Raw genomic sequence first — 13914 nt, forward strand, 5'->3', positions numbered from 1 at the left:
TTTATTTAACCTCCTGACCCTCTTGGCCTACTAAAGCTGTCCCAATCCTAACCATTGTGGCACCTTCTTCAATTGCCAGAGAAAAATCATTGGACATACCCATTGAAAGCTCAGTGCAGGGAGCAAAATCAAATCCCAGATCTTTAACCTGTTTTTGAAGGTCCTTGAGCTTCCGGAAACAGGCACGCAGCAGATCTTTGTCTGATGTATGCGGCGCCATTGTCATCAGGCCAATGATATTGATATTTTTATATTCAGCCAGGCTTGAAATAAAGTCAGCTGTCTCTTCAGGGTTTATTCCCTGTTTCGACTCTTCGCCTGAGACATTGACCTGTACAAAGCAATTTATCTTTCGGTCTGCCCGCTTGTCGATTTCCTTTGCAAGGGATAGCCTGTCCAGTGAATGAATATAGTCAACTTTATCAATAATATTCTTTACTTTGCGCGTTTGCAGTGTTCCGATAAAATGCCAGGTTGGCCTGTCCTTTAAAATTTCCCTTTTAGCAAGAAGTCCTTCATCCCTGTTTTCACCTAAATGATGAATACCTGCTTCTAAGGCTTCTTGTGCCCTTTCCGCTGAAACGTACTTAGTAACAGCAATTACGGTAATTTCTTCCGGCTCGCGGTTCGCCTTTATGCACGCTTCGTGGATGGCTGTCTTTATGTGCTTTAAATTATCCTCTACTCTCATTTAGTTCCCTGCTTCCTCCTTCCAGCCAATAAAACTCATCATCCTGCCGGTATTCCCCTTATTTCTTCGGTGGGAGAAAAAATAGTCTGCATGACAGCTTGTGCAAAAATCAGTCATCATGATATTTTCAAAAGGAATCCCCGCATTTGCAAGGATTTTTTTATTTAGTTCTTTTAGGTCAAGCTGGAATTGATTGTCACTAATTTGATTATATGGCTTTATATCGACATCTTCTAGTATTTTTTGCACTTTTGAAATAACACGATCATCAACAATATAACAGTTACCGCAAATGGAAGGGCCAATCACGGCTTGGACCTCTCTTAAGTTTATGCCTTCACCTGCAAACAGTTCAGCCATATTCCTGCCGATCCCGCCAACAGTGCCTTTCCAGCCGGCATGGGCAATGCCTATGGCTCCTGTCTTCTCATGCAGGAAATAAAGGGGCACACAATCGGCATAACACAGGGTCATCAGGACACCTTTAGAATATGTGAAAAAACCGTCGGTACCTGAAAAGGAATCCTCGTAAACTAGAGCTCCTTTTCCTTTATCATTTTCAGTAACTTTTTTTATATTTACCTCATGTGTTTGTTCAGCACCGACCCAATTTTCGATAGAAAAGCCAAGCAAGTCAGCCACATGCTGCCGATTTTGGCTGACTGCTTCATAGCTGTCATTCACATGTAATCCTACATTTAGAGTTTCATATTGATTGCGGCTGAAGCCGCCATTTTTTGTTGTAAAACCAGCCAACATATTAGGAAAACGATCCGCCCAATCTTTTATGACAAAATACTCTTCCTTTTTTAAAGAAAATGGTTCCATACGATTAACCCCATTTTATTTTTCTATAGTTTACCACAAGGAAGGCAGTGATGACACCATTAACAACTCTTATGCTTCATCCTCTATATATTTAGGCTCAATCGCATCCTGATAGCGGACAAGTATGACATCTTCACCGATTTTTATAATATTTTTCCAGGGAATGACAATATCTGCGTCCCTGCCAAAGAAGCCTAATACTTTCCCCGCTCCTCCGATAATGACCGCTTCAATTTTTCCTGTATTAATATTAATATCTATATCCCCAATATTTCCAAGTTTTTTGCCGTCAGCTACATTTACAACATCCTTCATTTGAAATTCAGATATTTTCACCATCGACACTTCACTCCCAATTTATGTTCTAATTCAATATATGTTTGCTTCTATGAGAAAAATGTTTAGTAAATATAAAAAGCAGCCAATTTGGCTGCTAGCTTTGAATATTCTTATTCATTTGTTTGATGGCCGCTTTTTCAAGCCTTGAAACTTGTGCCTGGGAAATGCCGATTTCCTCCGCCACTTCCATTTGAGTTTTGCCCTGGAAGAAGCGTTTTCTGAGAATCAGTTTTTCCCGTTCATTCAGTCTCCTCATTCCTTCTTTGAGCGCTATTTCCTCAATCCATTGAATATCTTTGTTTCGTTCATCGCTAAGCTGATCCATCACATAAATTGGATCCCCGCCATCATTATAAATCGGCTCAAATAAAGAAACAGGATCCTGGATGGCATCCAATGCAAAAACGATTTCTTCATGAGGCACATCCAGCTCTTTAGCTATTTCTTCAGCTGTAGGCTCTCTGGACGTTTTACTCATGAGACGTTCCCTTACCTGCAGAGCTTTATAAGCAATGTCCCTTAAAGAACGAGAAACACGGATCGGATTATTATCACGCAGATACCTGCGTATTTCCCCAATAATCATCGGAACGGCATAGGTGGAAAACTTAACGTTTTGACTTAAATCAAAATTATCAATAGATTTCATCAGACCGATACAGCCGACCTGGAAAAGGTCATCAACAAATTCGCCTCTGTTGTTAAAACGCTGAATCACACTCAATACGAGACGCAAATTGCCGTTGACGAGTTTTTCCCGTGCGGTTATATCCCCCTTATGCATTTGCTTGAAGAGCTCTCTCATTTCTTCGTTTTTTAAAACTGGAAGCTTTGAAGTATCAACACCGCAAATTTCTACTTTATTTCGAGTCAATCCATTTCCCTCCTCACAGGAGCTGCTGTACAAAAAACAGTATCTCCTTGGAAAGGAAAAATATGCACCGGCTAATCCGGATGAAAGATGGGGAAATGGTCAAAGCATTATTAATACTAGGTTTTCACCTTGCAAAATTTTGTAAAAAATATTGCCAGCTTTAATATTCTAAACCATCTTATTAAATTCTTTTTTTAGTCTTTTTATTATTCTTTTTTCCAGGCGTGAAATATAGGATTGGGAAATACCCAGCATATCTGCCACATCCTTTTGAGTTTTTTCTTCGCCTGATCCGAGGCCAAACCTGAGTTCCATGATCTGTTTTTCACGATCTGAAAGCTGATACAATGCCTTTAACAGCAGCTTTTTATCAACATTCGCTTCGAGATCTTTTGTTATGATGTCATCCTCAGTGCCCAGAACATCAGATAGAAGAAGTTCATTGCCATCCCAATCAATATTTAGGGGTTCGTCAAAGGAAACTTCAGAACGAATTTTATTGTTCCTTCTTAAATACATGAGAATTTCATTCTCAATACAGCGGGATGCATATGTAGCCAGTTTGATTTTCTTCTCCGGGTTAAAAGTATTTACTGCTTTAATAAGCCCAATCGTTCCAATACTGATTAAGTCCTCTATATTAATGCCTGTATTTTCAAACTTTCTGGCAATATACACAACAAGTCGAAGATTTCTTTCAATTAAAATGGACCTTGCCGCTTTATCACCTTTTGGAAGCTTAATCAGGAGCATTTCTTCTTCTTCCTTACTGAGTGGAGGAGGCAATGCTTCGCTGCCGCCTATATAATATACTTCATCTGTTTTGATCCCCAGCTTAATCAACAATTTATACCAATAGTAGGATAAGCGAAGTTTTAACTTTTTCATGAATTGTCCTCCTTCTAAATTAAGTTCGTGCAGAGTATAGTATATTAACTTACTTTTGCATCGGGCTTTATTGTACTTCTGCCTGTAAGCATCTTGGGGTGCACGATGCACTGAAACGAATCGTCTGATGAAAGCTGCTGCATGGAAAATGATATTAACCCGCGTTCTGCTTCGATTATTTCATTCTCTTTTTCAAAGAGAATCCGGTCAGGCTTGAACCCTATGATTAATTGGTGTTCTTGTCCAACAACCTTACATGGAATGACCCTCATTTTATGCTCCCAATCCGCTCCAATTGACTCGCTGCCCATAATGATATCCTCCGGGTTTCCTGCCATTTTACTGATTTCAGGCGGAAACTCATCCAGCCTGTCTTTTATGGATATGAACATAACAGGCATTTTCGAAATAGGATCGTATAACTGGTTGCCGCTGTCAATCAGGCCCTTGAAGCAATATTCTGTTTCATTGATCACAACACGCACCAGGATTAAAGAGTCATACTGAATTTTTGTCATCTCAATTCCCTCAACATTTCTCTTTGAAAAATGCCAGGCAAGGGGAAACCCAATAACCACGAACAGCCAGCTGATTGGATCACCAAAGCCTTTTATGCTTGCCATCATGACAGATGAAGAAAGCTTAAAATCAAAATTGATAAAATAATGAATGCCTATTAAGGAGCCTCCAACTAAAAAAGTAGCAAAATAAAAAGTCATGAGAGCTTTTACAAAATAACGTAAACGCTTAAAGCCGAAAACAACCAATACCATTACAATCGAGAAGAGCAGCTTAGTGAACGGATGACCTGAATATTCTTGAAAAGGTGTAAATGCTAATAAAATAATGATGGAACCTATGAAGCCGCCCGCAAAAATTTTCCATAGTCCGGTTTCTCTTTTTAGAATTATGGCTGTTAAATAAAGGAGCAGGCTGTCAAACATAAAATTCAATGCCCAGATAACATCCAAATAGACCGTCAATTATCTTCCTCCTTTATAAAAATCAGAATCTGATAGATTGACGTGAGGTTCCAATTCTCTCATATAGTTAAAGTGCTATGATTCTGTTAGAAAATAGTATAGCGCATTTCAGTAACGAAAGTGTGTCGCTTTCTGTATGCAAAAAGATAGAAATTTTCCCTATTCCCAACGGATTTTGTCATTATTTTTCTATTCATTGCCTCTCCTATTTTCACTGGGTGTGATTTATATCACATTTTTTGTTTTCATTATCAACTATAATGACAGTGAAAATATTAAAAAGGAGTTTTGCTGATATGTTAGACACAAAAACAATTGAAATTATTAAAAGCACCGTACCTGTACTTGAAAAACACGGTGAAGATATTACGAAAACCTTCTATAAACTATTGTTTACAAATCACCCTGAACTGCTGAACATTTTCAATCACGCAAATCAAAAACAGGGCCGTCAGCAAAGAGCACTTGCCAACTCAGTATATGCGGCTGCAAAATATATCGATAATCTCGAGGCTATTATTCCGGTTGTCACACAAATCGCACATAAACACAGATCATTGGGGATTAAACCTGAACATTATCCAATTGTGGGAGAGCACTTAATTCTTGCAATTAAGGAAGTACTGCAAGAGGCTGCAACTGAAGAAATTATTGAGGCGTGGGTTAAAGCATATGGTGTGATATCTGATGCATTCATCGGATTGGAAAAAAATCTTTATGAGGATACATCAAATAAGCCAGGAGGCTGGGATGACTTCAGAACTTTCACTGTGGCCAAAAAGGTGAAAGAAAGTGATGTGGTTACATCCTTCTACTTTACACCGGCTGATGGAGGAAATATTTCCACTTACCTTCCTGGTCAATATATTAGTGTAAAATTAACGATTCCTGGCGAAGAATACACACAAATCCGCCAATACAGCCTGTCTGATTCCCCGGAAAAGACTTATTACCGGATTTCTGTAAAGAAAGAAGAAGGCTTCTCGGAAAAGCCGGACGGAAAGGTTTCCAACTATCTTCATAATGATCTTAACGAAGGCGATCAAATAGATATTAGTGCTCCTGCTGGAGAATTTGTTCTGGAGAATGTGGATAAGCCTCTGGTTCTGCTTAGCGGCGGGGTAGGCATTACACCAATGCACAGCATGTTGCGTCATCTTGATGCAACAGGAGTAAATCATGAAACTATTTTTGTACATGCTGCACTTAATGGAAATGTACATGCCTTTACCGGCGAAGTTCAGGAGATTGAAAAGAATAATCCATTAGTTAAAACATATTTCTGCTATGAAAAGCCAACAGAAAAAGATAAAACCGAAAAAGTCTACAGCAAAGAAGGCTATATTACTTCTGAGTGGTTAAAAACAATCGTGCCAAATAAAGAAAGTATGGTTTATATGTGCGGTCCAGTTCCTTTCATGCAGGCTATGTATGAAGCATTACTTGATGCTGGTTTTAAAAAGGAAAATATCCACTATGAATTCTTCGGTCCATCAATGCAATTAAAGGAAACTCAATCAGTTTAAAAATGTTATAAGCATGGCTCATTATTTTGAGCCATGCTTTAATGTGAAAAAACATTTATGACAACTGTAAAAAACACCTGGAATCGAGGCTGATTCCAGGTGTTTTTTCATTCATATATTATCTTCTGCGGTTGCGATTACGCAGGAACGTCGGGATATCCAACGTTTCTTCCGGCTGATGAGATTGGCTGCTTCTTACAGTTTCCTGTTGAGCTTCCTCTCTCTTTGGCTCACGCTTCATACTACTTCCCATATTTGGAGCAGATTTAGGCTGGCCGAATGATGGCCTCGTGGGCTTAGGCTGGATCACTTCTTCATTAAATCCCGTTGCAATGACCGTCACGACGATCTCATCTTTAAGATTTTCATTTATAACGGAACCGAAGATCATATTTACGTCCTGATCTGATGCCGAAGCAACAATGTCAGCAGCCTCCTGTACTTCATAAAGGCTTAGATTCGACCCGCCGGTAATATTCATTAAGACGCCTTGTGCTCCATCAATGGATGTCTCAAGTAAAGGAGATGAAATCGCTTTTTTCGCGGCTTCTGCTGCACGGTTTTCTCCTGCAGCAACACCAATTCCCATTAAGGCTGAACCTTTATTTGACATGATTGTTTTCACATCTGCAAAGTCAAGGTTAATTAATCCCGGGACAGCGATTAAATCGGAAATACCCTGAACACCCTGGCGAAGAACATTATCCGCTTCGCGGAATGCTTCAAGCATTGGAGTGCTTTTATCAACGATTTCTAATAGCCTGTCATTTGGAATGACGATCAGCGTATCAACCGCTTCCTTCATAGCAGCAATTCCGCCGGCTGCCTGAGTGGAACGCTTGCGGCCTTCAAAGGTGAATGGACGTGTAACGACACCAACAGTAAGAGCTCCTAAATCGCGTGCGATCTGGGCAATGACTGGCGCCGCTCCTGTTCCAGTTCCTCCTCCCATACCAGCAGTAACGAATACCATATCCGCACCTTTAAGAGCTTCTTCTACCTGCTCTTTACTTTCTTCTGCTGCTTTTTTGCCTACCTCAGGGTTGGCACCAGCCCCAAGTCCCCTTGTAAGCTTGCCTCCGATTTGCATTTTCACTTCTGCTTTTGATAAATTCAGCGCCTGTGCATCCGTGTTAACTGCAATAAACTCGACCCCTTGAACACCATGCTCAATCATTCTGTTTACTGCATTGTTACCGCCGCCTCCAACGCCGATGACTTTTATAGTTGCTAATGAATCCAAATTTGTATCAAATTCCAACATGACTTATCCTCCTAATTCGTCGACATTCCTAAGAACACCCTTATTTGATTCGCTTTTTAACGCACTCCCATAATGGGGCTGCAGTGCTTTTTCTATCCGCCGTTTGGCTTTCGATTCCGTTTCCCTAACCCTTGCGAATCAAATCAAGTTATTCGAAAAAGTATCCGAGGAACTTTTTAACTCTTGATGTGATCTTTTCTTCCGGCTGTTTTTCCGGCTTTGTTTTCGGTTGCGGTTGCGGTTTTTGCACTCGGTTATCTTTTGCTTCAGGGACAGTCACTGGCTGCTCCATTTTTCTGCCCTGTATTTTAGCATTCTTATATGCGAACTTAATCAATCCAACAGCAGTTGTGTACTGCGGTTCCCTTACTCCAATATAATCTGGAATGGCAATGCGGACTCTGTTCTGGAAAACATCCTGTGCCAGTTCAAGGATCCCCTGAGTGTTCGCAACCCCCCAGATAATACATAGCCGCCAGGAAGATCTTTTGCACCCAGACGTTTCACTTCGTGCTGGATAAGATCAAAAATCTCTTCCATTCGCGCTTCAATAATATCTGAAATTTCCAGCTGATTAAATTGCTGATGCTGATCGCTTCCGATGATGGGCACACTGAATACCTCATCTTCAGATGCATGATCATAGAAAGCATAGCCATACTTTGTTTTAATTTTTTCTGCATCTTCTGTAGAAGTACGGAGCCCGATTGATAAGTCTTTTGTAATGTGGTCTCCACCTACAGGAAGGACACTGGTTGCTTTTAAATAACCATTTTCGAATATGGCAATGGTTGTGGAGCCGCCCCCAATATCAACAAGTGCAACTCCAAGATTTTTCTCATCCTTGGATAATGCGAATGCACCTGCCGCCAGAGGCTGAAGTGTAATATCCATGATTTCAAGGCCAGCGCGTTCCACACACCGCAGAGTGTTATGTAAGATCGTTTTTGATCCGGTAATAATGGTGCCTTCCATTTCCAGACGCACACCAATCATTCCTCGGGGATCACTGATCTCGTCCAATCCGTCGACAATAAACTGTTTTGGAATGACATCAATGATATCCCTTTCCGGCGGGATCGATACAACTTGTGCCGCATCTATAACTCTAGCAACATCTTCGTCTGTTATTTCCCTATTTTCACTCGAGACCGCGACAACACCATGGGATGGCTGAAGCATAACATGATTGCCTGTTATTCCCACAATCACATTTTTTATTTCCATACCTATCATTCTCTCAGCCTGTTCGATTGCCTTTTTAATAGAATGAACTGTTTCGTCTATATCAACAATAGAGCCCTTGCGCAGACCCTCTGAATGTACATTGCCAACACCAATAATATTTAAAGTGTCATTGACCATTTCCCCAATGATTACTTTCACACTGGATGTACCGATGTCAAGACTAACATATATTTCATTGCTGTTCATTCTCTGGCACCTCCTTTTTTTTGCTATTCCGAATATTGAACAACAATCATTTTTTGCTGTTATTTGTTTTAATAAGTTAGTTTATCTATAAAATTATTCGTCAAAACTAATATTTTCCCTTTTTTAAATATCATTTTTTTCTGTTTTTTCTCTGTTTTGAGACCATTTTGCAATCAATATTCTTCTGATGACTGCAATATTCTGGAATAGCCTGACCCCAAAAGCAAATACTGCTGCTAAATACAAGTCTACACCAAGATGCACACCCAGAAAAGCTAAACTTGCTGCCAGCAGGATGTTAAAAAAGAAACCGGAAACGAAAACTTTTTCATCATAAATGTTTTGAAGCTGCGCCCGAATGCCGCCAAATAGAGTATCCAATGCAGCAAGAACAGCGATGGACAGATAATTCGAGTATTCATCCGGCACTTTTATATCTGTCATAAGTCCAAGTATCACACCTATGATCAATCCTAAAACGGGAAGCCACATTATGATTTGCCTCCTTCATCAGGTTTCACAGGCTCCATATATCTGATTCTCAATGTCTCATCATATGCAGGAACAGTAATTGGCTCTGCAGACTTTTCCACCTTTACCCGGAGATTGTCAATAAAGAATTCTTCTGCAGATTTCGATACCTGCATGCGGTTAAAGAGCTTCTCTGCAGATTGAAAATTCTCAGTGATTACTTTCACTTCAATAGGCAGGGATTTTAAGGCATATCCGTCTATCATGGTCTCCCTGTTAATGTCCCTTATGACGGTAGTGTTGATGACCCTTCTGCCTCCAATGGATATGTGCATGGCATCATACATGTTTAACTCGTTGACCAGCCGCTTAAGTAAATCAGGGGAAACAGAATCAGCCTGCTTGCCCAGGAGCAGTTCTTCATGTACGGGTTCTATGGTTAAGATTATGCCAGGTCCAGACACTTCACTTAATCCGGCTTCCATTTTTAATTCCTCGAGCGTCTCACGAAGCACTTGTTCTTTGCTTTGCTTGCGCTTTGTTTCATATTGGGCAATTTTTTCTTCGTTTGAACTGATTTCACGCAAAAGTTTTAATTGCAGTTCCTTTTCTTTAAGGATGTCAGCTCTAAGCTCCCAAGTGTCTCTTGTATCCCGGACAACAGGTTCCTTAACTGTTTGAAACTGTATGGCAATCATAAAGCCAATTACAACTGTTATAAAAGTAAAGCTGAACTTCTTTTTGCTGTCCACTTTAATTCCACCTTGCTTTCCCGAATAAATTATTCTGTGGACAAATTTTATACGAATGCTGGTTTGGCTTTACGAACCCAGTAATGGTTCAATGATAATTTCGCCCTTTTCCTCTAAAGTGAATTGGATGTTTTCATCTACCAATGTATCTTTCACTCCGCCTGTCAGATTCAGGGCTGAAGAAAGAACTTCGGCATCACCAATAGCAGTAATGACAAAAGGGGCAGGGTGCTGATAGCCGTCTACTTCTATCACAGGCCCATTGCATACAATATATGAACTGTGAGAAAGCCTCTGCCCGTTTATGGCAACTGCGGAGGCACCGGAAATATAGAGCTCATTAATTACTTTAAAGACATGGTGTTCATGTACAATATAATTATTAATGTTATCTTCATCAGGATCATAATCGCCATCTGCAAGAGTAACTTCAACACCCTGGCCCTTTACTTTAACTTTCCCCAGATGCATCCTGTACTTCTCAGCATCCTCGGCTAGATTAAAATAAACCTGCGCTTCCTGTGATAGCTCCTTTTCAATATCAAGAACGTTTTCCTGCTTTTGATGTAATTCTTTTTGAAGAGCTCTGTTTTTTTCCTCCAGCTCAACAAGCTGATTACGGAGCTCCAGGTCTCTTTCCCATTGCTTCCCGCTTAATGCCGGCTTTTCTTCTTCTCCCTGTGTAAGGTGATAGGAAAAAGCCATCATGTAACCCAGCACGAGAAAGACCAGGGAGAATATTACATGATTACCCTTCACCTTCATTTTCTTCTTCAATCTCTTCAGCTCCCTCTTTTTCATAAGCTTTAAAATAAGAGCCTACTTCCAAGTCAATGACTCCCTTTTTTCGGGATCCAGCTGGCTTATGATAGAAGGGTAGTGTGCCATTTTTTCTGAAAAACTTCTTAGTGTAGCGCTGACTTCAAAACCATCATTCATATACAAAGTAATATGATTGGAATCTGTCTTTTTTGGAGAGTGGTGGACTTCCGAAATTGAATTTAATACCTCTTCGGGCAGTGTTTCCAGTTCTCCGATCATCATATCAAGGATGTCACCCTCAGAAAAGCCATTTAGGATTGGTGCGTTAACAGGGATCTCTGCGGCTTTTTCATCCTTTAATATGCTCCCATTCTCCATAACAGGAAGGTAGTGCTTCTCTTTCGCTATGTAGGCAATGCGCTTTAATTCATCTACCTGTATAATTATTGTGCTAGGCAGCTGAATCTTAACAGTTGAAGATTTTATTTCAGGCAGCTCTTTAAGCTTACCCTCCATACCCTCTTCATCAACCTTCCAAATATTTGTTTTTTCAGTAACACCGCTGATTTGGATAATTTCTTCTTTATCATAAATTGAATTGCCGGATACTTTAATTTGTTTAATATGACTTAAGGGCGATTGAAAGTAGATAACTAAAACAATCAGCGAGAAAAAAAGCAGCAGCAAAAAGATCAGTCTTCTGTTGGCTTTCTTTTTTCTTTGCTGCTTAAGCTTCGGGATTCGATCCTCAAGCGAGACAACCTTACTTTTCTCCACATTTATCACCCCATCAAGAAAAGCGCAAGGACAATATATTAAATTAATCAAATGGCTTGTCCAGCACAATTTATGCAACCAAAAAATTAGGGAAGAGAACGGCATGTGACACATGCCGTTAACACTGCATACACTGTTATCTAATTAATCATTATATCACAATAAATGGTATCTGTGAGGTATTATTTCCCGTTACTTTCGACCGATTATTTCCACTTCTGTCTCCATTTTTACTCCGTACATATCAAAGATTGTATCCTTAATATGCTGAATAAGCGCCAGGACATCTTCCGCTTTTGCATCTCCCGCATTCACGATGAAATTCCCATGCATATTGGAAATTTGAGCTCCTCCAATGGAGTGGCCTTTCAAGCCGGCTTTCTCAATGAGCTGACCGGCATATTCAGGGAGCGGGTTACGGAAAATACTGCCTGCACAAGGAAAGTTCCACGGCTGTGTTTCCTTCCTGTAATCCTTATTCTTTTGCATTGCGGAGGATATTTTTTCCCGGTCTCCCTCTGTAAGCTGAAAAACAGCCTCAAGAACAATTCCTGGACGCTTCTTTTGAAGAACGGAGGTTCTATAAGAAAATTCCATTTCTTCATTTGTGAGCCAGCCCATCTTCCCATCTTCAAAAAGAACATGTGCCTTTGTCAGAATTTGTGAAATATCTGAACCGTGAGCACCTGCGTTCATATAAACTGCTCCGCCTACCGACCCGGGAATCCCGCTGGCAAACTCAAGTCCTGACAAGCCTTTTTTGCTGATTATGGTGGATAGAGCTACTAAAGAATAACCGCCGCCAGCTCTCAGCTCCGTTCCCTTAACATCCATGTGGTCCATCCCGCGGCCTAATTTAATGACCACGCCTTCTATGCCGCCATCAGATACGAGCAGATTCGATCCTCTTCCAATCGCTCTCCAGTTCAATTCAAATTGACGGATCAATTCCATCGCTTTTGCCAGGTTTTCTATGGAAGAAGGCTCAATAAACACATCGGCGGGACCGCCAATCTTCATTGTTGTATGATTAGCCATTGGTTCATTTTCTTTGATTGTTCCAATGTTTAATTCTTTAAGTTTGCTGATAAATTCGTCCATATTTACCTCCCTTTCTATTGATTCCAACCTAAATTTATTTATTCTATGCAAATTTACGATACAGGGCTACTTCCCGCTGCCTGAAACCAATTCTGCCATTAATTTGTAAAGTCTATTTGATGCATCGCGGATTCCCAGCTTTCTTGAAGCTTCCTTCATGCTATCCATTTTATCTTTATTGAGTATAATTCGGTCAATGCTATCAATAAGCTTTTTGCCTGTTAACTCTTTTTCAAGCAACAGCTCTGCAGCACCATGGTCACTAAGCGCCCTTGCATTTTTCTCCTGGTGGTTATTTGTAACATATGGGCTTGGGATTAATATGCTTGGTATGCCTAAAGAAGTTATTTCTGCCAATGTAGTGGCTCCTGCACGTGATACGACAAGGCTGGCTCCGGCCAGCACTTCTGGCATATTGTGAATAAATGGTTTGATTATCACGTTTTCAGGATTCCCAACGAGTTCTACTTCTTTTTGTACATCATCATAATGCACATCACCTGTTATATAAAGAACCTGATATGGCTTTTCACCAAGCTCAGCCAGTGTTTTTAATACTGCATCATTTATTGGTCTTGCTCCTCTGCTGCCGCCAAAAATTAACACAGCAGGAACACCTGTCTTTAATCCTGCAGACAGCCTTCCCCTGATTCCATCCTGTCCCAAAACCTCTGATGCACGCGGGTTCCCTGTCATGACGGTTTTAGTTTCCGGAAAAAAGGCCTTTGCTTCTTCAAAACAAACTGCAATTTTATCTACATACCTGCTTAAGAATTTATTGGTTAATCCAGGGACGCTGTTTTGCTCATGAATAATGGTTGGGACCCCAAGCTTGGAAGCAGCATATACCACAGGTCCGCATACATATCCGCCTGTTCCGATAACAACATCCGCCTTAAATTCCTTAAGCATCTTTTTGCTGTCACGAACGCCTTTCAGGAACCTTAAAACAGTTTTCACATTATCCAGAGAGATTTTTCTTTTAAAACCGGTTATATGTATTGATTTAAAAGGGATATTTTCACGATTCACAATCGTGTTTTCAAGCCCTTTTTCAGTTCCAATATATAAAAATTCAGCATCCTTATGTTCTTTCTGAATTTGTCTTATAAGCGCAAGTGCCGGATATATATGACCGCCAGTTCCTCCGCCGCTAACAGCAATTTTCATTCTTTCACCTCATAAAAGAGTAATAATCTATAGTATTCCTTTGTAAGCCCTCGG

General features: G+C 40.3%; 13 protein-coding genes and 2 pseudogenes. 1 reads left to right on the forward strand and 14 read right to left on the reverse strand.

Translation table 11 applies throughout. The annotated features are described in order from the left end of the window. Position 1 precedes the first annotated feature (1 nt). From LLY41_RS15455 to spoIIGA, 6 genes are all read right to left on the reverse strand, one after another. Complete coding sequence (locus LLY41_RS15455; RefSeq protein ID WP_304585806.1) at positions 2–691, reverse strand: YggS family pyridoxal phosphate-dependent enzyme; 690 nt, start codon at positions 689–691, stop codon at positions 2–4. Next, entirely contained in the window at positions 692–1519 is an 828-nt protein-coding gene (gene pgeF, locus LLY41_RS15460) for a peptidoglycan editing factor PgeF (RefSeq protein ID WP_095242287.1), read from the reverse strand. Positions 1520–1588: 69 nt separating this feature from the next. Continuing rightward, positions 1589–1858 carry a YlmC/YmxH family sporulation protein gene (locus tag LLY41_RS15465; protein WP_095242286.1) on the reverse strand — a complete coding sequence of 90 codons (270 nt, stop codon included), beginning with the start codon at positions 1856–1858 and terminating at the stop codon, positions 1589–1591. A 94-nt stretch (positions 1859–1952) separates the two neighbouring features. Further along, positions 1953–2732: an RNA polymerase sporulation sigma factor SigG gene (sigG, locus tag LLY41_RS15470; RefSeq protein WP_026041699.1), complete on the reverse strand. Its 780-nt coding sequence runs from the start codon at positions 2730–2732 to the stop codon at positions 1953–1955. Between the two features lie 168 nt (positions 2733–2900). Beyond that, complete coding sequence (gene sigE, locus LLY41_RS15475; RefSeq protein WP_095242285.1) at positions 2901–3620, reverse strand: RNA polymerase sporulation sigma factor SigE; 720 nt, start codon at positions 3618–3620, stop codon at positions 2901–2903. A gap of 44 nt (positions 3621–3664) precedes the next feature. Next, the gene (gene spoIIGA / locus LLY41_RS15480; RefSeq protein ID WP_304585807.1) at positions 3665–4603 is read right to left on the reverse strand and encodes a sigma-E processing peptidase SpoIIGA; all 939 of its coding nucleotides are present in this window, start codon (positions 4601–4603) and stop codon (positions 3665–3667) included. Positions 4604–4899: 296 nt separating this feature from the next. Here spoIIGA and hmpA point away from each other — a divergent pair, with 296 nt between their 5' ends. After that, positions 4900–6129, forward strand: a complete 1230-nt coding sequence (hmpA, locus tag LLY41_RS15485; RefSeq protein ID WP_304585808.1) for an NO-inducible flavohemoprotein — start codon at positions 4900–4902, stop codon at positions 6127–6129. Between the two features lie 118 nt (positions 6130–6247). On the opposite strand, the gene ftsZ is transcribed toward hmpA, so the two are convergent. The 8 genes and pseudogenes from ftsZ to murG form a co-directional block, all read right to left on the reverse strand. Continuing rightward, positions 6248–7393, reverse strand: a complete 1146-nt coding sequence (gene ftsZ / locus LLY41_RS15490) for a cell division protein FtsZ (protein WP_095242282.1) — start codon at positions 7391–7393, stop codon at positions 6248–6250. A 148-nt stretch (positions 7394–7541) separates the two neighbouring features. Further along, positions 7542–8827: pseudogene (gene ftsA / locus LLY41_RS15495) on the reverse strand (cell division protein FtsA). Positions 8828–8950: 123 nt separating this feature from the next. Continuing rightward, positions 8951–9319 carry a small basic family protein gene (locus LLY41_RS15500; RefSeq protein ID WP_019381715.1) on the reverse strand — a complete coding sequence of 123 codons (369 nt, stop codon included), beginning with the start codon at positions 9317–9319 and terminating at the stop codon, positions 8951–8953. After that, positions 9319–10050, reverse strand: coding sequence for a DUF881 domain-containing protein (locus LLY41_RS15505; RefSeq protein WP_304585809.1), 732 nt, complete (start codon positions 10048–10050; stop codon positions 9319–9321). The genes LLY41_RS15500 and LLY41_RS15505 overlap by 1 nt, the downstream gene beginning before the upstream one ends. A gap of 69 nt (positions 10051–10119) precedes the next feature. After that, positions 10120–10851: a DUF881 domain-containing protein gene (locus tag LLY41_RS15510; protein WP_095242279.1), complete on the reverse strand. Its 732-nt coding sequence runs from the start codon at positions 10849–10851 to the stop codon at positions 10120–10122. Beyond that, positions 10799–11589 (reverse strand): annotated as a pseudogene (locus tag LLY41_RS15515) (cell division protein FtsQ/DivIB). The gene LLY41_RS15510 and the pseudogene LLY41_RS15515 overlap by 53 nt, the downstream one beginning before the upstream one ends. 192 nt (positions 11590–11781) lie before the next feature. Further along, positions 11782–12690 (reverse strand): UDP-N-acetylmuramate dehydrogenase, encoded by a 909-nt coding sequence (gene murB, locus LLY41_RS15520; protein ID WP_095242278.1) that lies wholly within the window; start codon positions 12688–12690, stop codon positions 11782–11784. A 66-nt stretch (positions 12691–12756) separates the two neighbouring features. Then, a complete protein-coding gene (murG, locus tag LLY41_RS15525) occupies positions 12757–13860 on the reverse strand; it encodes an undecaprenyldiphospho-muramoylpentapeptide beta-N-acetylglucosaminyltransferase (RefSeq protein WP_095242277.1) in 1104 nt (367 codons plus the stop codon). Between the last annotated feature and the right edge of the window lie 54 nt (positions 13861–13914).

It is taken from the genome of Cytobacillus firmus, from assembly GCF_023612095.1.
In the GTDB taxonomy this organism is placed as follows: Bacteria; Bacillota; Bacilli; order Bacillales; family Cytobacillaceae; genus Cytobacillus.